22 protein-coding genes and 1 other annotated feature are annotated in these 23,455 nt (G+C 51.2%); of the genes, 11 read left to right on the plus strand and 11 right to left on the minus strand.

Annotation, left to right across the window (positions count from 1 at the left end; all coding sequences use genetic code 11):
* Positions 1 to 19: 19 nt before the first annotated feature.
* From RY075_RS14835 to RY075_RS14855, 5 genes are all read right to left on the minus strand, one after another.
* Positions 20 to 1,078 (minus strand): FUSC family protein, encoded by a 1,059-nt coding sequence (locus tag RY075_RS14835; RefSeq protein WP_003859506.1) that lies wholly within the window; start codon positions 1,076 to 1,078, stop codon positions 20 to 22.
* A 91-nt stretch (positions 1,079 to 1,169) separates the two neighbouring features.
* Positions 1,170 to 1,643, minus strand: coding sequence for a DNA gyrase inhibitor SbmC (gene sbmC / locus RY075_RS14840; RefSeq protein WP_023314443.1), 474 nt, complete (start codon positions 1,641 to 1,643; stop codon positions 1,170 to 1,172).
* Between the two features lie 118 nt (positions 1,644 to 1,761).
* Entirely contained in the window at positions 1,762 to 2,934 is a 1,173-nt protein-coding gene (gene dacD, locus RY075_RS14845; protein WP_047740833.1) for a serine-type D-Ala-D-Ala carboxypeptidase DacD, read from the minus strand.
* Positions 2,935 to 3,823: 889 nt separating this feature from the next.
* Positions 3,824 to 4,909 (minus strand): hypothetical protein, encoded by a 1,086-nt coding sequence (locus tag RY075_RS14850; protein WP_338627809.1) that lies wholly within the window; start codon positions 4,907 to 4,909, stop codon positions 3,824 to 3,826.
* Between the two features lie 15 nt (positions 4,910 to 4,924).
* Positions 4,925 to 6,403, minus strand: a complete 1,479-nt coding sequence (locus RY075_RS14855; protein WP_338627810.1) for an MBOAT family protein — start codon at positions 6,401 to 6,403, stop codon at positions 4,925 to 4,927.
* Positions 6,404 to 7,550: 1,147 nt separating this feature from the next.
* Here RY075_RS14855 and sbcB point away from each other — a divergent pair.
* Positions 7,551 to 8,975 (plus strand): exodeoxyribonuclease I, encoded by a 1,425-nt coding sequence (sbcB, locus tag RY075_RS14860; protein ID WP_233132071.1) that lies wholly within the window; start codon positions 7,551 to 7,553, stop codon positions 8,973 to 8,975.
* 123 nt (positions 8,976 to 9,098) lie between these two features.
* Here sbcB and plaP read toward each other — a convergent pair whose 3' ends face one another.
* The 4 genes from plaP to RY075_RS14880 form a co-directional block, all read right to left on the minus strand.
* The gene (gene plaP / locus RY075_RS14865) at positions 9,099 to 10,457 is read right to left on the minus strand and encodes a putrescine/proton symporter PlaP (RefSeq protein WP_003859499.1); all 1,359 of its coding nucleotides are present in this window, start codon (positions 10,455 to 10,457) and stop codon (positions 9,099 to 9,101) included.
* Positions 10,447 to 10,509 (minus strand): membrane protein YoeI, encoded by a 63-nt coding sequence (gene yoeI / locus RY075_RS14870; RefSeq protein WP_099458931.1) that lies wholly within the window; start codon positions 10,507 to 10,509, stop codon positions 10,447 to 10,449. Before yoeI ends, plaP begins: the two co-directional genes overlap by 11 nt.
* A gap of 219 nt (positions 10,510 to 10,728) precedes the next feature.
* Positions 10,729 to 11,658: a LysR substrate-binding domain-containing protein gene (locus RY075_RS14875; protein ID WP_023314446.1), complete on the minus strand. Its 930-nt coding sequence runs from the start codon at positions 11,656 to 11,658 to the stop codon at positions 10,729 to 10,731.
* Between the two features lie 41 nt (positions 11,659 to 11,699).
* Positions 11,700 to 12,524 carry an SDR family oxidoreductase gene (locus tag RY075_RS14880; protein ID WP_003859494.1) on the minus strand — a complete coding sequence of 275 codons (825 nt, stop codon included), beginning with the start codon at positions 12,522 to 12,524 and terminating at the stop codon, positions 11,700 to 11,702.
* Positions 12,525 to 12,696: 172 nt separating this feature from the next.
* Between RY075_RS14880 and hisL the strand changes: the two genes are divergently transcribed.
* The 9 genes from hisL to hisIE all read left to right on the plus strand — a co-directional run bounded on the left by hisL (position 12,697) and on the right by hisIE (position 19,913).
* Positions 12,697 to 12,747 (plus strand): his operon leader peptide, encoded by a 51-nt coding sequence (gene hisL, locus RY075_RS14885; protein WP_099516347.1) that lies wholly within the window; start codon positions 12,697 to 12,699, stop codon positions 12,745 to 12,747.
* Positions 12,723 to 12,846 (plus strand) — a sequence feature (His leader region). (Overlaps the previous gene by 25 nt.)
* 45 nt (positions 12,847 to 12,891) lie before the next feature.
* Positions 12,892 to 13,791, plus strand: coding sequence for an ATP phosphoribosyltransferase (hisG, locus tag RY075_RS14890; RefSeq protein WP_003859492.1), 900 nt, complete (start codon positions 12,892 to 12,894; stop codon positions 13,789 to 13,791).
* A 5-nt stretch (positions 13,792 to 13,796) separates the two neighbouring features.
* The gene (gene hisD / locus RY075_RS14895) at positions 13,797 to 15,101 is read left to right on the plus strand and encodes a histidinol dehydrogenase (RefSeq protein WP_126297256.1); all 1,305 of its coding nucleotides are present in this window, start codon (positions 13,797 to 13,799) and stop codon (positions 15,099 to 15,101) included.
* On the plus strand, positions 15,098 to 16,159 hold the full coding sequence (hisC, locus tag RY075_RS14900; protein WP_233132070.1) for a histidinol-phosphate transaminase: 1,062 nt from the start codon (positions 15,098 to 15,100) through the stop codon (positions 16,157 to 16,159). The genes hisD and hisC overlap by 4 nt, the downstream gene beginning before the upstream one ends.
* Entirely contained in the window at positions 16,156 to 17,223 is a 1,068-nt protein-coding gene (gene hisB / locus RY075_RS14905) for a bifunctional histidinol-phosphatase/imidazoleglycerol-phosphate dehydratase HisB (protein ID WP_003859487.1), read from the plus strand. The genes hisC and hisB overlap by 4 nt, the downstream gene beginning before the upstream one ends.
* Positions 17,223 to 17,813 (plus strand): imidazole glycerol phosphate synthase subunit HisH, encoded by a 591-nt coding sequence (gene hisH, locus RY075_RS14910; protein ID WP_003859485.1) that lies wholly within the window; start codon positions 17,223 to 17,225, stop codon positions 17,811 to 17,813. Before hisB ends, hisH begins: the two co-directional genes overlap by 1 nt.
* Positions 17,813 to 18,550 carry a 1-(5-phosphoribosyl)-5-[(5-phosphoribosylamino)methylideneamino]imidazole-4-carboxamide isomerase gene (hisA, locus tag RY075_RS14915; protein ID WP_045330397.1) on the plus strand — a complete coding sequence of 246 codons (738 nt, stop codon included), beginning with the start codon at positions 17,813 to 17,815 and terminating at the stop codon, positions 18,548 to 18,550. Before hisH ends, hisA begins: the two co-directional genes overlap by 1 nt.
* Complete coding sequence (gene hisF / locus RY075_RS14920) at positions 18,532 to 19,308, plus strand: imidazole glycerol phosphate synthase subunit HisF (RefSeq protein WP_058659479.1); 777 nt, start codon at positions 18,532 to 18,534, stop codon at positions 19,306 to 19,308. Before hisA ends, hisF begins: the two co-directional genes overlap by 19 nt.
* On the plus strand, positions 19,302 to 19,913 hold the full coding sequence (hisIE, locus tag RY075_RS14925; RefSeq protein WP_116290963.1) for a bifunctional phosphoribosyl-AMP cyclohydrolase/phosphoribosyl-ATP diphosphatase HisIE: 612 nt from the start codon (positions 19,302 to 19,304) through the stop codon (positions 19,911 to 19,913). The genes hisF and hisIE overlap by 7 nt, the downstream gene beginning before the upstream one ends.
* Before the next feature lie 38 nt (positions 19,914 to 19,951).
* Here hisIE and wzzB read toward each other — a convergent pair whose 3' ends face one another.
* Positions 19,952 to 20,932, minus strand: coding sequence for an LPS O-antigen chain length determinant protein WzzB (gene wzzB / locus RY075_RS14930; protein ID WP_045896129.1), 981 nt, complete (start codon positions 20,930 to 20,932; stop codon positions 19,952 to 19,954).
* Between the two features lie 192 nt (positions 20,933 to 21,124).
* On the opposite strand from wzzB, the gene RY075_RS14935 reads away from it, so the two are divergent.
* Positions 21,125 to 22,129, plus strand: coding sequence for an NAD-dependent epimerase (locus RY075_RS14935; protein WP_126297253.1), 1,005 nt, complete (start codon positions 21,125 to 21,127; stop codon positions 22,127 to 22,129).
* 49 nt (positions 22,130 to 22,178) lie between these two features.
* Here the strand turns inward: RY075_RS14935 and ugd are convergent, their stop codons facing one another.
* Positions 22,179 to 23,345 carry a UDP-glucose 6-dehydrogenase gene (gene ugd, locus RY075_RS14940; RefSeq protein WP_045343191.1) on the minus strand — a complete coding sequence of 389 codons (1,167 nt, stop codon included), beginning with the start codon at positions 23,343 to 23,345 and terminating at the stop codon, positions 22,179 to 22,181.
* Positions 23,346 to 23,455: the final 110 nt, after the last annotated feature.

The following is a 23,455-nucleotide window of genomic DNA, read 5'->3' on the forward strand; positions in this document are numbered from 1 at the left end:
CAGGCATCACATACGCTTTTTATTTGCGCAGAGCCCGGCAAATCAGCTGCGATAACAACTCCAGCTGCCGCGCCAGCTCCATACTCAGCCAGACATAACCATGGATGGGCGTTTCCGCCACATTGTCGCCCTGGCGCTCATTCATCAGCTGTTTGAGCTCGGCGACGATTTCGTTCAGCCGCTCGCTGTTCGCCCGTATTGGCTGCGGGTTACCTTCATAGAGCGCATGAGCGATGGTCAGCAGGGTTTGTTGCGTCATCTGCTGCGTCTCTTTCAGCGTATGCGCGTTGAGCATCAGAAGATGGCTGGGGCGTGAGGCCCAGTGGGCATTGATTTGCAGTTCAAGCATACAGACCAGATTACGGCTGACCGTCTGAATAGCTTCAAAGATGGCTTTCTGGATATGGGTTTCTTTGCTTGCTGGCGTAATTAACCCGCGCATTTTGACCACATCATTGAGGATTTTTTGCAGATGCTTTTCCAGCCGCGGACGCTCAATCAGATTCGGCGAAAACCCGGCCTGGTAGACCCGGTTAAATGCCGTGACGTAGTTTGCCATCTGAATGCGCCAGTGCAGGAAGGCGCGCTGCGGCCAGATGCCGGTAAACAGCATGGCGAGCAACGAGCCGAGGATCACGTCCCCGCTTCGCCACAATGCGGTGGTCATATCGCCCGCAGGTGCGCCGACCACAACCGCGAGCGTAATGCCAATCAGCAGCGCCTGATACGGTTTCTTGCCGAGGGCCAGCCATCCGCAAAGAAACATCGCCACCGCGCACCACAGCAACATGAACGGAAATGAAATCAGCTCCAGCTTCAGGGCGATAAGCCCAAGCGCTGAGCCTAAAACGGTACCGCCTATACGTTCGAAAGCGCGCGGGACCACGTTCCCCCAGAATGAGATCGGCCCCATCACCACCACCAGCGTGATCAGCGGCCACGTCCCTTCCGGGATATCCAGCAAACGAACCAGTACGAAGGTCAACACAAACGCCAGCGCAATGCGGCAACCGTGCACCACGCGATAATGTTTGTATAACCGAATTTCAAAAGGGGTTAATGACTTGTCGGGGCGCACACCCGTCTCCAGCTCTACGGCAAACCACAATTGTACTGTGTTTTCAGCCGGGTGGATCGCGCCCGGCTGAAAAACCCTGCGTTTCGCAGGATTATCCCACTTTGTGCTCTACCGGTACAAACATCTCAATATCCCAGTAGCCGTCAGCATTGCCATCGTTCAGATAGCGTTCGAAGCAGGGTTTTGCTGCAATCTGGAATTTGCTGTCTTCCAGCAGGGAGTTGAAGAACTGATACCATGGAGTAGCGAAATCATGATTTTCAACGCGCGCGGCGGCAATAGCATACTCTCCGGCAGCAATTTCGGTCATCATCACCCCTTCGCTGTTTTCAGGAATAGTGAAATCGTCTACTACCGTTACGGCGGTAACGCAGCGGAGCTTTTCTGCCGGCACGTCATCCGGATTGTCATAATAAACGGCCACCCACTCCTGCGGCTGAATATGACGACCATCTACCCACATGACCAGCTGTTCAAATCCCTGCTTGACCGTCTTTTCCCACGGCCCCACGAGATGAAAGCCTGCAATCGTACGTTTCTGTTGCTGCCTGATGCTGTAGTCCATGCTGCCTCCGTTTATTACTGTATATATATACACTGTAAAGCAGAATCGAGATTATCGGCAATCCAGGAGTGTTTATTATGTGAGCAGACTCGCAACACTGCCAGTCTGCCCGAAAAGGTCAGAGTTTATGATGCAGATAATCGCCAAGACGGGAGAAAAGCCCACCCTTTTCAACGCTTTCCAGCGTAACCAATGGCCAGTGCGCGACCACCTTGTCACGATCGTACAGCTGGATCTCCCCTACCCGCTGATGCGCGGCGATCGGCGCTTCCAGCTCTTTTTTATCCATCACGTATTTCGCCTTGATGTTCGGCACTTCCGATTTGGGTAATGCCAGCCAGAAGTCCTGATCCGTGCCCAGCGCGATCTGCTCTTTATCGCCGTACCAGATGCGCTCGGTTCCCACTTTTTTACCGTTATGCAGGATCTGCACCGTATCAAAATTTTGCTGTCCCCAGTGCAGCAGCTTGCGCGCCTGATCTTCACGTCCTTTCGGGCTGTCTGCCCCCATCACCACCGCAATCAGTCGACGCTGACCGTCCACCGCTGAGGCAATCAGGTTAAAGCCCGCGCCCGAGGTGTGTCCCGTTTTCAGGCCATCCACGTTCATGGTCTTATCCCACAGCAGGCCGTTGCGGTTCTGCTGGGTGATGCCGTTCCAGGTCAGGCTCTTCTCGCTGTACATGTGGTAGAACTCAGGCTCGCCGTGAATGATGGCCCGGGAAAGCACGGCGAGATCGTAGGCGGAGCTGTGCTGACCCGGTGCATCCAGCCCGTGTACGGTTTCGAAGTGGGTATCGCGCAGGTTCAGTTTTTCAACATAGTCATTCATCATCCTGACGAACTGCGGCTGACCGCCCGCCACGTGATCCGCCAGCGCCACGCAGGCATCATTGCCGGAATCAACAATCAGGCCGCGGCTGAGATCGCGCACGGAAACCCGATCGCCCTCCTTCAGAAACATCAGCGACGAACCGTCAAAGACCGGATTGCCTTTTGCCCAGGCGTCACGTCCGACCGTCACAATGTCATCGGGGCTGATGCGGTGGCTATCAATGGCGCGATCGACAACGTACCCCGTCATAAGTTTGGTCAGGCTCGCCGGATTGCGCTGCTGATGTTCGTTGCCCGCCGTTAAGATTTGACCCGTGGTGTAATCCATCAATACCCAGGAGCCAGCCTGGATGGCAGGCGGCTGAGGTGAAAAATCCAGCGGCTCGGCAGCCAGCGCGGATGAAATACTCGAAGCGAGTAAAGAAACAGCAATAAACAGACGGCGTTTCAACGGTATATCCTCAGGTCAGTAAAAATCGATGACCTTTTTACGGGAGTTCTGATGTCGTTACCTGCCTTAATTGCAAAAAAATGTGACAGAACGCAGATTTTTTCGGAACAAATCTCGCAAATTTCTTGCCTGACGGTGCTTTTTGTTCGGACTGCTCACCCCAATCGTTTACCATAGAGACGTCAACTTTTAACAGGATGAGATTACTGGAATAAACACCAGGGATTTATTCCATGCCTTGTTGATTTCCCCCTACTTCATTCATTACAATAAGGTGGTGGATAATTGTGTATCGTTGTAAGAAACCTCTTTTAAACGCTCAATAAATCGGTTCTGGGTTAGCTTTCCTGGTTTTAGTTATCGTTCTACCTGAGAAAAAAGTCAAAAATTATTGATTTCATATTACTATTGTTATTCAGACGTCCAGTTAATTTCAAAATACTTGTTCAACAACTCGTGTATTTAGTGAAAAAAATTAACTTTCCATATCGATTTTGGAACTTTCGATAAGGGCTATGGGAAAATACCACTCGAGATTTAATATCTTTAACCATTCGCCACAAGTGAAGGTTTTTTCAACTAATATTATTTGTTTTATTATCACTTCAGCTATTATGAAGCTGGATAACATTCCCCAAATGAAATAGCTTCATTCTGATATACCTGCCTCACCATAAACTTTACTTACGCTGCGTCCCAATTCGTGCACTTTCAAAACAATGCTCAAGGAGTGCATATACGGAAGTTGATTTTTACCTCGACAACCTGCGTCAAGGTTGAAATTATTATATTTGCTTAACAAACATGTTCACAGTCAGATTTATCAATATTTTTAAGCATACTCCCAACTTAAACTACATTAACAGACGCGGTTATCAAACGCATGGAAAAATATTTACAAAGACTTTCTATAAAATGCTGACAAAGCATCTCTTTCAACTCCAGTTATAAACACATAATCAGGTCTAAAAGCTTTAACAAGATTTTTTATTGTTGAAGCATCAACTTTTCCATAATGAACCTGGAGCGTTTCCTTAAACGCCTGCACCATAAATGGAGACATCGCTGTGCCAAATGAATCACGTAACCATAGTACTTTTACATTATTTAACGCTCCATTTGAAATAAACAGCACTGGTGATGAAGGAGCGCCAATTTGTGAAAATTTTGATTTTGATATAAGCTTACCCGATTCAAAATCATACTTCTTTATAATTAAATTATCAATAGACTTATCTTTGTGCAAAACAACTTGATCCTCGATAAATTTATTAATACGAAGAAATGCAGCTAAGTCACCGGCCCGGCTATGTTTAAGATAGAAATCATTTTCGGTTGGTTCAGCATGAAAATTAAGATCAGATCCATCAAGAGTTTTAACCAAAGCACTGAATGCAACTACCGCACCTAACTCATTCCAGTGAGTATCGGTATGGAAATACATTGGCATAATGAACTTTGATTTAGCAATTTTGAAAGCATCGTAGGTATTAACAAATAGAAGATTTTGCCCCGCAGTTAATGTTTTTAGTATTTTTTTATCACTTTGCCTATTCCAAGCGGGTGTTTTTTCACTATAAACACTGTCCTTATCGGGTCCAATTATAACTCTAAATTCCTTCACTCCGCATCGCTTAAAGAAATTATTCCACTCATACATATTGTTGTGAATTGGATTTATTGTTGAATTTATTTTATCGTCCACACCCCGGATTTTTGTCGTTATTGGGGATGATATGTCATCCCCCAAAAACAACCAACCGTCATGCCCTACAACCACCTTACCTGGGTCAGATGACATGCCAATTGCATATCCTGCATAACCGATAAATGACTCGATTATATCCAGATTATAGAGTTTTTTGAAGGTTTCCGGGAAAGATTTTGGCATAGCATTTCGCCCAAGCGTTAAATTAATTGCAGGAACGATCAATAGAGAAATAAAAACAATAACCACAAATACCCTCAGCCTACATTTCATTCATAACCACCATCTTTAAAAATTAAAATACAAGAAAACCGCACTAGTTGTGTGTAATGTCATATAAAGACCAAGCACTGTAACAAAAGCTGTTTTCATTACTGTATGGTAGCCCAAGCGCGAAGATGTAAACATTTCGATGGAGTTTTTTCTAGATATAATAAAGAAACCAAATAATATTGCCATCATTTGTGTCACATATGCGGCAACCCCCAGAGGCACAAAATCTGCCATATTATCTGCGAGGACTCCTAACGCGGAAAGGTTTTTAATCGGTATATCATTTATAGGGACAGAACTAATCGAATCAATATCAATCATGGCTTTCAAAATATTAATTGCGTCTTGTATCGATGATGCTCTAAAAAAAACCCATGCTGTATTAACGTACAAGAATGTAACTATCCATGCAAGAGGATTAGGCATGCTCATGCCTAATGTTTTCCAGGCTCTATGAATAGCCAAGGCGAGCCCATGTAAGGCCCCCCAAATGATAAACATCCAACTCGCACCATGCCATAACCCCCCCAAAACAAATGTTATGAAAAGATTGATGTAAACCCTGAAAGTGGGACATCTATTGCCGCCCAAGGGTATATAGAGATAATCTCTCAGGTAACGCCCCAAGGTAATATGCCAACGTCTCCAAAAATCCTGTATATCAAGAGCTTTATATGGAGAGTTAAAGTTTATAGGCAGCCATATATTAAACAAAAGTGCAGCTCCTACAGCCATATCACAGTAGCCGCTAAAATCAAAATATAGTTGAAATGTGTAAGATAAACTCGCTACCCATGCACTAATGAAGTTGTGTTCAAAACCTGGAGCAAAACCTGGAGCAAAACCTATGTTGGCTGATATAGCAAAAGTATCAGCAATAATTGTTTTTTTAAAAAGGCCTACACCAAATATCATCACTCCCATTATAATATGTCTGTATCGTATGGCATAGGTCCATTTTGACTTAAACTGACTCATCATTTCTTTGTGATGCAATATCGGACCAGCAATCAGATGTGGAAAAAAAGTCACAAATAAAGTATAATTAATAATATCGAATTCTTTAACATAACCTTTATAGTTATCTACCAAGAAGGCTATTTGTGTAAAGGTATAGAAGCTAATTCCTATTGGCAATATTATCGACATAGTATGGAAATCGCTTCCTGATAAAGCGTTTATATTATCCAGGAAGAAATTCGCGTACTTATAATATCCAAGTATGGCTAGGTTAGTAATCACACCTACACTTAAGAAAAACTTTTTAGCTCTCCCAGTTTTACTGGATATTAGGACGCCAACAGAATAATTAAATATAATAGATCCAACCATTAAAGGGAGGTATTCTAAGCTCCAATAACTATAAAAATAGAGACTTGCAAGAACAAGGCTAATTTTGGCCAATTTGTGCTTACGAGCCTTATTCAAAGAAAAATATATCAAGAACGTAACAGGAAGGAAAATGAATATAAATTCAGGAGAGCTAAAAATCATTTTATTTCCCAAGAGATTGTAATTTTTTTGAATATTAGCACTGCAATGCAGCATTTTCAATTTTTTATTAGTAGCCTATCAATACCGAACGACTCCGCCACCAAGCAAAACCAGCTATCCCTTTGATTTAAATCATTTATTATGATAAAAATTGACCAATAGGTTTTCTATTGCTCGCAACCAGATGCATGCTGGTAAAGCCAACAGTTGTCGTCTTTACTCATTCTAAACGGTCATGTCAATAATATAGATGCTCTGCATTATCTAACTTTGGGGTTAAAACATAACGCATTTTTCTCAAAATATAGTTATCATTTCTGAGCTTAATTTGACACTCACAAAAAGAAGCACATAAAACTAAGGCCATCTGAAATGTTTTTGGCTTTTCTTTGGGAAACCTAAATTTTTACAGGTTATAGAATCTATTTGGATAAAAACAGCCCCTTTAATATCAACCGCTAAAATTCAGCCAGTGAACTGGCGACTACAGATTGAAATAAGTTGAATTGCTAACGAAAGAAAGATACCGAAAAGAAGCGCTTACTTAGTAAGTAATTTTTACTGAGCTAGATTTTAACCATATTAACTTTATCAATATATCCTCCATTATTTTTCCGTCTTCCGGATATAGCTCTCGATAAAGGTTATTCCTGACTAAATTAGCGGATTATTAACCTTACCATTCAGGTTACATGCTTGATGCCCAGAAGTGCTGGAGTCAAGGCTTATGTAAAGTATAAAAGCCTGCGGGCTAAAAAATCGAACTCAGTATCGTAGCAACCAGCAAGCTTCAATGGCAATCTACAAAATTCTAAATGATACAAGATTTAAACACCATGAATGTGTTATATGATAAAAAAAAGATAGAGCAAAAAATGCTAATATTAAATTTAGGAGCACAAGCAACCATATATCAGCTTAAATATAGTTTATTATGAACATATGCTTGTTATGGGTCGCTGGTATCATAAATAATTTTTATACATTTAAAAAACATTTGGCATACAACTTTAAAAAATTATTAGCTGAACAATATTATACAGTACAAAACTATATCACGCTCAAGTAAAAGACCAAATGATAATGTCTTTTTTCTGATAATCAGACGTTGTAAACTGTTGTAAATTAATGTGGACAAAAATAAGTTATGGCAGACACCGAAAAAAAACCAACCTTCCTGTTCCATGATTACGAAACCTTTGGCACCCATCCGGCGCTGGACCGACCGGCGCAGTTTGCGGCTATCCGTACCGATGACGAATTTAACGTCATTGGCGAACCCGAGGTGTTTTACTGTAAACCCGCCGATGACTATCTGCCGCAGCCGGGCGCGGTGATGGTGACGGGCATCACGCCTCAGGAAGCGTGGGATAAAGGCGTTAGCGAAGCAGAATTTGCCCGTCGCATCCACGACCTGTTCACGGTGCCCAATACCTGCGTGGTGGGTTACAACAACATCCGTTTTGACGATGAAGTGACGCGCAATATCTTCTACCGCAACTTCTACGATCCGTACGCCTGGAGCTGGCAGAACCGTAATTCACGCTGGGATTTGCTGGATATCATGCGCGCCTGCTATGCGCTGCGCCCGGAGGGGATTAACTGGCCGGAGAACGACGACGGCTTGCCGAGCTTCAGGCTCGAGCACCTGACGCGGGCCAACGGCATTGAGCACAGCAATGCCCACGACGCGATGGCAGACGTTTACGCGACCATCGCAATGGCGAAACTTGTAAAAACCGCGCAGCCGCGCCTGTTTGAGTATCTATTGAGCCATCGCAGCAAGCAAAAGCTGATGACACTGATTGACGTGCCGCAGATGAAACCGCTGGTGCATATTTCAGGGATGTTCGGCGCGTGGCGCGGGAACACAAGCTGGGTGGCGCCGCTTGCCTGGCATCCGGACAACCGTAACGCCGTCATCATGGTGGATCTTGCCGGAGATATCTCCCCGCTGCTTGAGCTCGACAGCGACACCTTACGTGAACGGCTCTATACGCCGAAAGAGGCGCTGGGTGACCTGCCAGCCGTACCGGTAAAACTGGTGCACATTAATAAGTGCCCGGTGCTGGCGCAGGCCAACACGCTACGCCCGGAAGACGCCGACCGGCTGGGGATTAACCGTCAGCACTGCCTCGATAACCTGAAAGTGCTGCGCGACAACCCGCAGGTGCGCGAGAAAGTCGTCGCCATATTTGCCGAAGCAGAGCCGTTCGTGCAGTCTGAGAATGTGGATGCGCAGCTTTATAACGGCTTCTTCAGCGATGCCGATCGCGCGGCGATGAATATCGTGCTGCAAACCGACCCGCGTAACCTGCCCGCGCTGGATATCACCTTCGCAGATAAGCGCATTGAGAAGCTGATGTTTAATTATCGCGCGCGCAACTATCCCGGCACGCTGGATGAAGCAGAGCAGGAGCGCTGGTTACAGCATCGGCGCAACGTGTTTACGCCGGAGTTTCTTAATAGCTACGCCCAGGAGCTGGAGATGCTTTACGGTCAGTATGAAGGGAATGCTGAGAAGCAGGCGCTGCTGAAAGCGCTGTTCCAGTATGCGCAAGAGATTGTCTGAATAGCAGGTACAAAAAAGCCGGAGGCGATGTCTCCGGCTTTTTTTTTGCCCGATGGCGCTTCGCTTACGCGGGCCTGCGGGGTATTTAGGTCGGGTAAGACGTAGCCGCCACCCGACGCAGTCTTACGCGACGTCTTCGTACTGAGGAACCGGGTTGCGGAAGCTCTTCGTCACACAGGCCAGGTAAACCAGGCCGATACCTGCCCAAATCAGGCCAAGCACCATTGAGCTCTCTTCCAGGTTAACCCACAGCGCGCCCACGGTCATAGCACCACACATCGGCAGGAACAGATACTGGAAGTGGTCTTTCAGCGTCTTGTTACGCTTTTCACGGATCCAGAACTGAGAGATCACCGACAGGTTAACAAAGGTAAACGCCACCAGCGCACCAAAGTTAATCAGCGCCGTTGCCATCACCAGGTCAAAGTTAATCGCCAGAAGCGCGATCGCACCGACCAGAATGATGTTCATCGCCGGGGTACGCCATGTTGGATGCACGTAGCCGAAGAAGCTTTTCGGGAATACGCCATCGCGGCCCATAACGTACATCAGACGCGCAACGCCTGCATGCGCGGCCATACCGGACGCCAGTACGGTGATGGTGGAGAAGATCAGCGCGCCGACCTGGAACGCTTTACCCGCCACATAGAGCATAATTTCCGGCTGAGAAGCATCCGGATCTTTGAAGCGAGAGATATCCGGGAAGTACAGCTGGAGGAAATAGGTCGAGAAAATAAAGATCAGGCCACCAATCAGCGCCGTCAGGAAGATTGCACGCGGAATTACTCGCTCTGCATCTTTCGTTTCTTCAGACAGGTTGCTGATACCGTCAAAACCGGTAAAGGAGAAGCACAGAATCGTCGCCCCGGTAATCATCGGGATCACATGCGCATCACCAGACCAGAACGGCTTGCTGCTCGCCAGAGTGCCCGCGCCTTCACCGTGGAACACACCGTAAATCACCATGCCGAGAATCACGGCAATCAGTACAACCTGAAGCACAACGATAACGGAGTTAAAGTTGGCAACGGACTTGATGCTGCGAAGGTTGAAGGCCGTCATAAAGGCCACCAGCGCCACGACGAACATCCAGGATGGAATCGATGGCACCAGCGCTTCAAAATAAATTTTTGCCAGCAGAATGTTGATCATCGGCGCGAACAGATAGTCGAGCAGCGAAGACCAGCCCACCATAAAGCCCACCGTCGGGCTGATGGATTTCTGGGCATAGGTGTAGGCGGAACCGGCAGACGGATAGCGGCGCACCAGTTTACCGTAGCTGAGCGCGGTAAAGAGGATCGCAATCAGTGCAAAGCCGTAAGCCGTCGGCACATGACCGTCCGTGAGGCCTGAAACGATACCGAATGTATCGAACAGCGTCATCGGTTGCATATAGGCAAGGCCCATCATGACAACCGGAATCAACGTAAGCGTTTTACGTAATTCCACGCGAGAGGTGTTTGGAGTTGCGTTATGCGACATAGTTATTCTCCTTTACGGTGATAACCGCCACGTAAGCGAAAAATTGCCCCATTTCTTTCTTCCTCAGCGACAACAACTGTCGGATTTTAGTAAGTATCTATCCGGTACGAAGCCCGGCCTCTTGGTTTTTAGTTTCGTTTCGTACATGCAAAAAAAAATAACCGACGCCTTTTATATCGTCGATTATTTATTTGTTTGCAGCGGCGGCATTTTGCCCTATTCAAGATACAAAAGGCAATACATTGAGAAACCTGCCCATAAAATAATTTTTCTAACTGGTTGATTTACCATCATCTGCCTGAGTGTAAACTGTCGCGATAGCACTATTTGCTAAAATTTCGTCTCGCCACCAGGCGCTGGCAAGGCCGGCGGTCTGTTCATTCCAGCCCACCCATACCGATTCGTTACTGCTCTGCGCTAAAACTTGTTTTTCCACCAGCGCTCCGCTGTCAATAAACCGCTGCGCTAAATAACGGGGAAGGTAACCGCACCCCAGGCCGCTTATTTGCAGCTCCAGCTTGGTTTTAAAATCAAAAACGGTGATGGCCTCCTGCTCATCCAGCAGCTGCGATGAAATGCCGCACTCGGGGCGAGAACTGTCTCCAACCACAATGGCACGATAGTTTTTAATGACGCGTCGGGTAACCGGCTCCGGTTCATTCGCCAGCGGGTGATGAGGCGCAACGGCAAAAACCTGCTCCAGAACACCCAGCCGCGCAAAACCAAATTCGCTCAACTGGGGAGGCTCATGCAGCGCGCCAACGATGATATCCGCCCTGCCCTGCGTCAGGGCCTCCCAGGAACCGCCCAGCACGCCATTGATAAAAACCAACCGCGTGACGCTGTGGCGCTGATAGAACGCCTCAATAAGCGGGGTAAGCAGGGAGAAAGGGAATGTATCATCAACCCCAATCACCAGCTCATTTTCCCAGCCCTGATGAAGTTTGACGGCCTGTTTTTCCAGCTCGCGAACCGTATGCAGCACGTCACGCCCTTTTTCCAGCAACATCTGCCCTGTACGGGTGAAACGCGCGCGATGCCCGGTGCGGTCAAGGATTTGGATATTAAGATCGCTCTCGAGCTTTTGCACGGTGTAGCTCAGAGCCGAAGGGGTTTTATAGAGCTTCGCCGAGGCGGCGGCAAAGCTCCCCTCTTTTTCCAGCGCATCCAGAATAACAAGAACATCCAGCAGCGGTTTCATCTTCGCCCCCTTGCGGTGTGCGATTGTCTCCGCCGGCGCAATTATTCCATGGGCATTACCAGCGGATCGGGATACTGATATTCAAATCCCAGTTCATGGCAAATACGATTGCCATCAATAATTTTGCCTTTGCGCTCCCCCTGCGCATCACTGAATACCGGCGGCGCCAGGCCAAGCTGGCGCGCCATCAGCGGATAAAAGGTACTACGCGGCGGATGCGAAGGCGCACATATATTATAGATGTGCCCCCCTTTCGGAGCCTGTAAAAGCAGCTCTATTGCACCGATAACATCCTCAAGGTGCACAAGATTAACCCCGTGCTGGCCATCCGGCGCGGATTTACCGGCAAAGAAGCGCCCCGGATGACGCCCCGGCCCCACCAGCCCGGCCAGACGTAAGATATCCACCTGCGTACCAGGCAGATTGTGCAGCCAGTCTTCCAGCTCTTTCAGCACCCGGCCGCTGGCGGTCACCGGACGGCGCTCGGTGTTTTCTTTCGCCGTACCGTCGATAGCGCCATAGACGGAGGTGGAGCTGGTGAAAATGATGCGCGGGATATGGTGCGCCAGGGCGCTGTCGACAATCTCCTGCACCGCCTGCAAGTAAAACGTCTCGCCCGGGCCGCTGCGCCGCGCCGGTAAGGTAATGACCAGCGCGTCCACATTCATCAGTTCATCCAGCTCGTCGGTATCGCAGATAAGCTCGGGTTCGAGACGCAGCTCGACACCATCAATGCCGCACATGCGTGCCGCTTCAACCCCATCTCGGGTGGTCTTACTCCCTGTCACCTGCCAGCCTTTCGCGGCTAATGACATCGCCAGTGGCATTCCTAACCACCCTAACCCGACAATCGCGACCTTTTTCATTACATTCTCCGCTTAACGATGCCTGTTATAAGGCTACGCCAGCCTGGTGGAACGCACAATTCATACCATCAATATGAAATGAATTAATGATCAAAAAAAGCCCTTGCTTTATGGCGTACAACTGGTTTAGGTTAAAAGACATCAAATGCATAAGCATTCAACGAGAATTTATATGACACGCGTTCCTTTTAAAAACCACCATCATCACCATCATCCTGACTAGTCTTTCAGGCGATGTGTGCTGGAAGACGTTTGGATCTTCCAGTGGTGCATGAACGCATGAAAAAGCCCCCGGAAGATCTTCTTCCGGGGGCTTTTTTTTGGACCGCATTCAGACAGGTTAAAACAGGTTAACGAGGAACACAGAATGTTAGATAACTCACGTTTACGCATAGCTATTCAAAAATCAGGCCGTTTAAGCGACGATTCACGCGAACTGCTGGCCCGCTGCGGGATTAAAATCAACCTGCACACCCAGCGCCTGATCGCCCTGGCTGAAAATATGCCGATCGACATTCTGCGCGTACGTGATGACGATATCCCGGGCCTGGTGATGGATGGCGTCGTTGATCTCGGCATCATCGGCGAAAACGTACTGGAAGAAGAGTTGTTAACCCGCCGCGCGCAGGGCGAAGATCCGCGTTACTTTACCCTGCGTCGTCTGGACTTTGGCGGCTGCCGCCTGTCGCTGGCCACGCCGGTCGATGAAGCCTGGGACGGCCCGGCCGCGCTGAACGGCAAACGTATCGCCACCTCTTACCCTCACCTGCTGAAGCGTTACCTCGATCAAAAAGGCGTGCAGTTTAAATCCTGTCTGCTGAATGGCTCTGTTGAAGTGGCGCCGCGTGCGGGCCTGGCCGATGCCATCTGTGACCTCGTCTCCACCGGCGCCACGCTCGAAGCGAACGGCCTGCGCGAAGTGGAGGTGATCTACCGCTCCAAAGCGTGCCTTATCCAGCGCGACGGCGAGATGGCCGACGCCAAACAGCAGCTCATCGACAAACTGCTGACCCGCATTCAGGGCGTGATTCAGGCGCGTGAATCCAAATACATCATGATGCATGCGCCAACCGAGCGTCTGGAGGAAGTGATTGCCCTGCTGCCGGGCGCTGAGCGTCCAACCATTCTGCCGCTGGCGGGCGACCAGCAGCGCGTGGCGATGCACATGGTGAGCAGCGAAACCCTGTTCTGGGAAACCATGGAAAAACTGAAGGCGCTGGGCGCAAGCTCCATTCTGGTGCTGCCAATTGAGAAGATGATGGAGTAACGACCATGAGCTTTAACACAATCATCGACTGGAATACCTGTAGCGACGCGCAACAGCGCGAGCTGCTGATGCGCCCGGCAATTTCCGCTTCGGAGAGCATCACCCGCACCGTGGCGGAGATCCTCGATAACGTCAAAGCCCGCGGGGACGACGCGCTGCGCGAGTACAGCGCAAAGTTTGACAAGACGGAAGTCGGCGCTTTACAGGTTACCGAGCAGGAAATCAATGATGCCAGCAATCGTCTGGGTGATGACATCAAACAGGCGATGGCCGTCGCGGTGAAAAATATTGATACCTTCCACACCGCGCAGAAATTGCAGGCGGTGGATGTGGAAACCCTGCCCGGCGTGCGCTGCCAGCAGGTGACGCGCCCGGTGGCGTCCGTTGGCCTCTATATTCCCGGCGGCTCTGCTCCGCTGTTTTCGACCGTCCTGATGCTGGCCACCCCGGCACGTATTGCCGGTTGTCAGAAGGTGGTGCTCTGCTCTCCGCCACCGATCGCCGACGAGATCCTGTACGCGGCGAAGCTGTGCGGCGTGCAGGCAATTTATAAAGTGGGCGGTGCGCAGGCGATTTCCGCCCTGGCGTTCGGGACGGGATCCATTCCTAAGGTCGACAAAATCTTTGGTCCGGGCAATGCGTACGTAACCGAAGCGAAGCGTCAGGTCAGCCAGCGTCTGGACGGCGCGGCGATTGATATGCCTGCCGGTCCGTCTGAAGTGCTGGTGATTGCCGACAGCGGCGCTACACCAGATTTCGTGGCCTCTGACCTGCTCTCGCAGGCCGAGCACGGCCCTGACTCGCAGGTGATTTTACTGACGCCAGATGCCGACATGGCAAAACGCGTGGGCGACGCCGTTGAGCGTCAGCTGGCTGACCTGCCGCGTGCGGAAACGGCGCGTCAGGCGCTATTGGCTAGCCGCCTGATTGTGGCCCGCGATCTTGACCAGTGCATCGCCATCTCCAACCAGTACGGTCCTGAGCACCTGATTATTCAGACCCGTAACGCGCGCGATCTGGTCGACAGCATAACCAGCGCAGGCTCAGTGTTCCTCGGGGACTGGTCACCGGAATCCGCCGGGGATTACGCCTCCGGCACCAACCACGTGCTGCCCACGTATGGCTATACCTCAACCTGCTCCAGCCTGGGGCTGGCGGATTTCCAGAAGCGCATGACCGTGCAGGAACTCTCCCGCGAGGGATTTGCCTCGCTGGCGTCGACCATTGAAACCCTGGCCGCCGCCGAGCGCCTGACTGCCCACAAAAATGCCGTGACGCTGCGCGTTGCCGCCCTGAAGGAGCAAGCATGAACATCGAAGAATTAGCCCGCGAAAATGTCCGTCGCCTGACGCCCTATCAGTCTGCGCGTCGTCTTGGCGGCAACGGCGATGTCTGGCTGAATGCCAACGAATATCCCACGTCGGTGGCCTTTGAGCTCTCGCAGCAGACGCTGAACCGCTACCCGGAGTGTCAGCCGAAAGCGGTGATCGAGAACTATGCGCAGTATGCAGGCGTAAAGCCTGAGCAGGTGCTGGTCAGCCGTGGGGCGGATGAAGGGATTGAGCTGCTGATCCGCGCCTTCTGCGAGCCGGGTAAAGACGCGGTGATGTACTGCCAGCCCACCTACGGCATGTACAGCGTCAGCGCCGAAACCTTTGGCGTGGCCTGCCGCAACGTGCAGGCGCTGGACAACTGGCAGCTGGATTTGCAGGGCATTGCCGATAACCTCGACGGCGTGAAGGTGGTGTTTGTCTGTAGCCCGAACAACCCGACCGGGCAGATTATCAATCCGCAGGATATCCGTTCTCTGCTGGAAATGACGCGCGGCAAAGCGCTGGTCGTGGCCGACGAAGCCTACATTGAGTTCTGCCCACAGGCGACACTGGCAGGCTGGCTTGAAGAGTATCCGCATCTCGTTGTGCTGCGTACCCTTTCCAAAGCCTTCGCCCTCGCCGGCCTTCGCTGTGGATTTACGCTGGCAAATAAAGCAATTATCGACCTGCTGCTGAAAGTCATCGCCCCGTATCCGCTCTCGACGCCGGTTGCCGATATTGCGGCACAGGCGCTGGCCCCGCAGGGCATCAGCGCGATGCGCGAGCGTGTGGCGCAGATCCTGGAAGAGCGTCAGTATCTTGTCGATGCCCTGAAAACGATTCCGTGCGTGGAAGAGGTGTTCGACTCGGAAACCAACTACATCCTGGTGCGCTTCACCGCCTCAAGCGCGATATTTAAATCGTTGTGGGATCAGGGCATTATCTTACGAGACCAGAATAAACAACCTACCCTGAGCGGCTGCCTGCGTATTACCGTCGGCACCCGTGCAGAGAGCCAGCGCGTGATTGACGCCCTGAAAGCGGAGAAAGTATGAGTCAGAAGTATCTCTTTATCGATCGTGACGGCACCATCATCTCGGAGCCACCCAGCGATTTTCAGGTCGATCGTTTCGACAAGCTGGCGTTTGAACCCGACGTGATCCCGGTGCTGCTGAAGCTTCAGAAAGCAGGCTATAAGCTGGTGATGATCACCAACCAGGACGGTCTGGGCACCGACAGCTTCCCGCAGGCGGACTTTGACGGCCCGCACAACCTGATGATGCAGGTGCTGACCTCGCAGGGCATCGCCTTCGACGAGGTGCTGATCTGCCCGCATATGCCTGCCGACGAGTGCGACTGCCGCAAGCCAAAATTGAAGCTTGTTGAACGTTATCTGGCTGAAGAGGCGCTGGATAAAGCCAACAGCTATGTGATTGGCGATCGCGTCACGGATATCACGCTGGCGGAAAACATGGGCATTGCGGGTCTGCGCTATAACCGCGACACGCTAAACTGGGCGATGATTGGCGAGCAGCTCACCAGACGCGACCGCTATTCCCACGTTGAACGCAACACCAAAGAGACGCAGATCGACGTGAAGGTCTGGCTCGACCGCGAAGGCGGCAGCAAGATCCACACCGGCGTCGGTTTCTTTGACCACATGCTGGATCAAATCGCCACGCACGGCGGCTTCCGTATGGAGATCACGGTTAAGGGCGACCTGTATATCGACGATCACCACACCGTGGAAGATACCGGCCTGGCGCTGGGCGAAGCCCTGAAGCTGGCGCTCGGCGACAAGCGCGGCATCAACCGCTTCGGCTTTGTTCTGCCGATGGACGAGTGCCTGGCGCGCTGCGCGATGGATATCTCCGGACGTCCGCACCTGGAATATAAAGCTGACTTCACCTACCAGCGCGTGGGCGATCTCAGCACCGAGATGGTGGAACACTTCTTCCGCTCGCTTTCTTACACTATGGGCCTGACGCTGCACCTGAAAACCAAAGGCAAAAACGATCACCACCGCGTCGAGAGCCTGTTCAAAGCCTTTGGCCGTACCCTGCGCCAGGCGATCCGCGTGGAAGGTGACGCCCTGCCCTCGTCGAAAGGAGTGCTGTAATGAACGTGGTGATTCTGGACACCGGATGCGCCAATCTGAACTCCGTACAGTCGGCGATTATGCGCCACGGCTACGAGCCGGTGGTGAGCCGCGACCCGGACGTGGTTCTGCGCGCAGATAAACTCTTTCTGCCGGGGGTTGGCACCGCCCAGGCGGCGATGGATCAGATCCATGAGCGCGAGCTGGTAGATCTCATCAAAGCCTGTACTCAACCGGTGCTGGGCATTTGCCTCGGCATGCAGCTGCTTGGCCGCCGCAGCGAAGAGAGCAACGGCGTTGATCTGCTGGGCATTATTGAAGAAGACGTACCGAAAATGACCGACCACGGCCTGCCACTGCCGCACATGGGCTGGAACCGCGTTTATCCGAAGGCGGGCAACAGGCTGTTCCAGGGTATTGAAGACGGCGCGTACTTCTATTTCGTCCACAGCTACGCCATGCCCGTGAATACCTACACCATCGCCCAGTGCAATTACGGCGAGGCGTTCACCGCCGCCGTGCAGAAAGATAACTTTTACGGCGTGCAGTTTCACCCGGAACGCTCCGGTGCCGCCGGTGCGCAACTGCTGAAAAATTTCCTGGAGATGTGATGATAATTCCCGCTTTAGATTTAATTGACGGCACGGTTGTTCGTCTCCACCAGGGCGATTACGGGCAGCAGCGCGACTACGGCAACGACCCGCTGCCGCGATTACAGGCTTACGCCGCCGAGGGCGCTGAGGTGTTGCATCTGGTCGATCTGACCGGCGCGAAAGATCCGGCGAAGCGCCAGATCCCGCTGCTTAAAACACTGGTGGCTGGCGTGGACGTCCCGGTGCAGGTGGGCGGCGGCGTGCGTACGGAAGCCGATGTTGCCGCCTTACTGGACGCGGGCGTGGCGCGCGTGGTGGTCGGTTCGACCGCTGTGAAAGATCCTGAGACGGTCAAGGGCTGGTTCCGCCGCTTCGGTGCGGATGCGCTGGTGCTGGCGCTGGATGTACGCATTGACGAGCAGGGTAATAAGCAGGTCGCGGTCAGCGGCTGGCAGGAAAACTCCGGCGTAACGCTGGAAGAGCTGGTCGGGATGTATCTCCCCGTAGGGCTGAAGCACGTCCTGTGCACGGATATTTCACGCGATGGTACGCTCGCAGGCTCTAACGTCTCGCTGTATGAAGAGGTTTGCGCGCGTTATCCGCAGGTGGCGTTCCAGTCCTCTGGCGGTATCGGCGACCTGGCGGATATCGCCGCTCTGCGCGGAACCGGTGTACGCGGCGTGATCGTGGGTCGCGCGCTGCTGGAAGGCAAATTTACGGTGAAGGAGGCGATTCAATGCTGGCAAAACGGATAATTCCCTGCCTGGACGTGCGTGATGGTCAGGTTGTAAAAGGCGTGCAGTTCCGCAACCACGAGATCATTGGCGACATCGTTCCGCTGGCAAAACGCTATGCCGAAGAAGGCGCAGACGAACTGGTATTTTACGATATCACCGCCTCCAGCGATGGCCGCGTGGTGGACAAAAGCTGGGTGGCGCGCGTGGCAGAGGTGATTGATATTCCCTTCTGTGTAGCGGGCGGGATTAAATCTGCTGACGATGCGGCGAAAATTCTCTCTTTCGGTGCGGACAAAATTTCGATTAACTCCCCTGCGCTTGCAGATCCGGCGCTGATTACGCGTCTGGCGGACCGCTTTGGCGTGCAGTGCATTGTCGTGGGGATCGACACCTGGTTTGATACCGCGACGGGAAAATATCACGTTAACCAGTACACCGGCGATGAAAGCCGCACGCGCGTCACCCAATGGGAGACGCTGGACTGGGTGCAGGAAGTGCAAAAACGCGGTGCGGGTGAAATCGTTCTGAACATGATGAACCAGGACGGCGTTCGTAACGGCTACGACCTCGAGCAGCTGAAAAAAGTGCGCGCGGTCTGCCAGGTTCCGCTGATTGCCTCCGGCGGCGCAGGCACCATGGAACACTTCCTTCAAGCCTTCCGCGATGCGAACGTGGACGGCGCGCTGGCCGCCTCCGTGTTCCATAAACAGATTATCAATATTGGTGAGTTAAAAACGTACCTGGCCGACCAGGGCGTGGAGATCAGGGTATGTTAACAGAGCAACAACAGGCGCAGCTGGACTGGGAAAAAACTGACGGATTACTGCCGGTGGTTGTACAGCATGCCGTTTCAGGCGAAGTGCTGATGCTGGGATACATGAACCTGGAGGCACTGACAAAAACGCTCGACAGCGGCAAGGTAACGTTTTTCTCGCGCACCAAACAGCGCCTGTGGACGAAAGGGGAAACCTCGGGTCACTTCCTGAATGTGGTCAGCATTACGCCAGATTGCGACAACGACACCCTGCTGGTGCTGGTCAACCCGATTGGGCCTACCTGCCACAAAGGCACCAGCAGCTGCTTCGGCGAGACGAGCCACCAGTGGCTGTTCCTCTATCAGCTGGAACAGCTGCTGGCAGAGCGTAAATCAGCGGATCCCGAGAGCTCGTACACGGCGAAACTGTACGCCAGCGGCACCAAACGTATTGCGCAGAAAGTGGGTGAGGAAGGCGTTGAAACGGCGCTGGCGGCCACCGTGCATGATCGGGAGGAGCTGACGAACGAAGCGTCGGATTTAATGTATCACCTGCTGGTACTGCTTCAGGATCAGGAGCTGGATTTAACGACGGTGATTGAGAATTTGCGGAAACGGCATAAATAAAAAAGACCGGGGAAACCCGGTCTTTTTTTGTGTGTAAATCAGGCTCTTGGTTTGTAGTTTCTCAGCGCGTTACGGCCGAGGACGACAGCAGAACCGATGATCCCGCCGAGGAGAACGGCAAGGATGAGGGTAATAGCAATTTTCGGGCTGTCGCGTCGGATAGGAAGGTTCGGCTTCATGACGTAACGATAGACGTGAATAGTGTCTGGGTTAACGTTGAGATTCTGGATATCCAGTAAGTTCTGTTTGGTTTGGTAGTAAGCGCCTGAGAAGACCAGCGGACGTGACGCTTCGTTATCAATCATTGATTTCAGCGCTGCTGTCCCCAACAGGAACATAGTTTCTTGAGTCACATCCTGTGTTTGCTGAATCTGGGGTGTAGTAATCTTCGCGGCTTCCGCATTCTTAAATGACTCAGTGATCTGTTTAATACGCAGATCTTTTTGCTCCTGTGCGACTTTCTCCTGGTTCTGGAGGGAGTCGTTCAGGGTTGTGATCTGCTGCTTGAGATTGTCATTGAGGTCAAGCGTCAGTTCTTTTGCTGTCTGTTCATCGATCTGCTGGATATATTGCGCAAGCTGCTTTTGTGCCGCTTCAGCTGTCTCCCCCTGGTAGGTTACGGTCAAAGGTAAACCTTGACCTTTTACAGTAGGTTCAATAGTCAGTTCTTCGGGGTCTTCCTGATTCTCAAGTGCTTGTGCCAAAGCAGAGAAAGAAGAGTTGAAACGACTGATAGCTCGAGATTGAATGTCCAGCATTGAGGGAGCAGCACCGCCATAGAGAATATTCAACGCATTGGAATAAGTAGCTATTTGAGCAGCATCAGGTTGAGCAATGATAGCCGATGATGTCCATTTCTCTTTAGCAACAGTGATGTAAACAACGGCGAGAACGATAAAAGCAGCAATAACGGCCCCTATTACCCACTTACCACGCCACAGCTGTAGCACTAAATCCAGTAAATCAATTTGCTCCGGGTCATTGTTGCGTGTGACCAGGTTATCGTTGTTGTGCGTCATACAATCCCTAACAGATGAAAAAGGGCAAAAACAATCTTGTTTCCATAGTGTATCTGTTGCTGGCGATTTTTCTATAAGAATCCGATGAGTTATATCGGAAAGATGGGTTATGTAAGTGAAGTGCGACGCGCTATCATAGTCGGATTCTGATGTCCTGGGACATCAACAAGAACACTGTGAATGAGGGAAGCTATGAAATTTCTTGTAACGGGCGCCGCGGGCTTTATCGGTTCTCATGTCAGCAAGCGCCTGCTTGATGCAGGGCATGAAGTTGTTGGGCTTGATAATCTGAATGATTACTATGACCCAAACCTCAAGCTCGCTCGCGTCGAACTGCTCAAATCCGAGAGTTTCACTTTCCACAAGCTGGACTTAGCGGACCGCGAGGGCATGGCTGCGCTCTTCGCCAATGAAAAATTTGACCGCGTGATCCATCTTGCCGCCCAGGCGGGCGTGCGTTACTCGCTGGAAAACCCGCATGCCTATGCGGATGCGAACCTGGTAGGTCACCTGAACGTGCTGGAAGGCTGTCGCCACAACAAGGTTCAGCATCTTCTGTATGCTTCATCCAGTTCTGTTTACGGCCTCAACCGTAAGATGCCGTTTTCTACTGACGACTCCGTGGATCATCCGGTATCCCTGTATGCGGCAACCAAAAAAGCTAACGAGCTGATGTCGCATACCTATTCGCATCTGTACAACCTGCCGACCACTGGCCTGCGCTTCTTTACCGTCTACGGCCCGTGGGGACGCCCGGACATGGCGCTGTTCAAATTCACCAAAGCCATGATTGAAGGCAACAGCATCGACGTATACAACTACGGCAAGATGAAGCGCGACTTCACCTATATCGATGATATTGCGGAGGCGATTATCCGCCTACAGGACGTTATTCCTCAGGCCGATGCCGACTGGACGGTCGAAGCCGGTTCGCCAGCAACCAGCTCTGCCCCGTATCGCGTGTATAACATCGGTAACAGCTCACCTGTCGAACTGATGGATTACATCACCGCGCTTGAAGAGGCACTGGGGAAAGAAGCGGTGAAAAATATGATGCCGATCCAGCCGGGGGACGTGCTGGAGACCAGTGCGGACACCAAAGCGCTGTATGACGTTATTGGGTTTAAACCACAAACCTCAGTCAAAGAAGGCGTGAAAAACTTCGTCGACTGGTACCGCAACTTCTATAACGTTTAAAAACAAAAAACCCGGCACAGTGCCGGGTTTTTTTATATCACGATTTTGATCAGTCGCTGCCGAACAAATCGCGGGTATAGACTTTATCTTTCACGTCCGCCAGCTCTTCCGCCATACGGTTGGAGATAATTACATCCGCTTCTTTCTTAAACGCATCCAGATCGCGGATCACACGCGAATGGAAGAACTCATCTTCCTGCATGGCCGGTTCATAAATAATGACCTGCACGCCCTTCGCCTTAATACGCTTCATGATCCCCTGAATGGAAGAAGCGCGGAAGTTATCGGAACCGCTCTTCATGATCAGGCGATACACGCCCACCACTTTCGGCTGACGCGCGAGAATGGAATCCGAGATGAAGTCTTTACGCGTGCGGTTGGCATCCACAATGGCGGAAATCAGGTTGTTCGGCACCGCCTGATAGTTAGCCAGCAACTGCTTGGTGTCTTTTGGCAGACAGTAGCCGCCGTAACCGAAGGACGGGTTGTTGTAATGGTTACCGATACGCGGGTCAAGACACACGCCCTCGATGATCTGACGGGTGTTTAGACCTAAGCTCTCGGCATAGCTGTCCAGCTCGTTGAAGTAAGCCACACGCATCGCCAGATAGGTATTAGCGAAAAGCTTAATGGCCTCTGCCTCGGTGGAATCGGTGAACAGCACCGGAATATCTTTTTTGATTGCGCCTTCCTGAAGCAACGCAGCAAAACGCTCCGCACGCTCGGAACGCTCGCCAATCACGATACGGGATGGGTGCAGGTTATCGTATAACGCCCTGCCCTCGCGGAGAAATTCCGGCGAGAAGAAGACATTATCAATACCCAACTCTTCTTTAATCGATTTGGTGAAACCCACTGGAATTGTCGACTTGATGATCATCACTGCGTTCGGGTTGATTGCCGTAACGTCTTTGATCACCGCTTCAACGGTTGAGGTATTGAAGTAGTTGGTTTTAGGATCGTAGTCTGTTGGCGTGGCAATGATGACGAAATCCGCATCGCGGTATGCGTCTTCTTTGTCCGTGGTTGCGCGGAAATTAAGCGACTTATTAGAAAGGTAATCCTGAATCTCTTTATCGACAATCGGAGACTTCTTCTGATTGAGCATATCCACTTTGGCCTGCACGATGTCCAGCGCAACCACTTCATGGTTTTGTGCAATCAGAATACCGTTCGAGAGTCCGACATAGCCTGTTCCGGAGATAGTTATTTTCATTCGCTAATGACTTCTTTAAGTTAACTGAACAGATGGTCGCCTGACCATCGCGATAAACTTGGCTGTTGGGCTTTGTACCTCCTGCCCGACAGAACTGTCAAGGCAAACCA

It is taken from the genome of Enterobacter sp. JJBC, assembly GCF_036936505.1.
Taxonomy (GTDB): Bacteria; Pseudomonadota; Gammaproteobacteria; order Enterobacterales; family Enterobacteriaceae; genus Enterobacter; species Enterobacter hormaechei_C.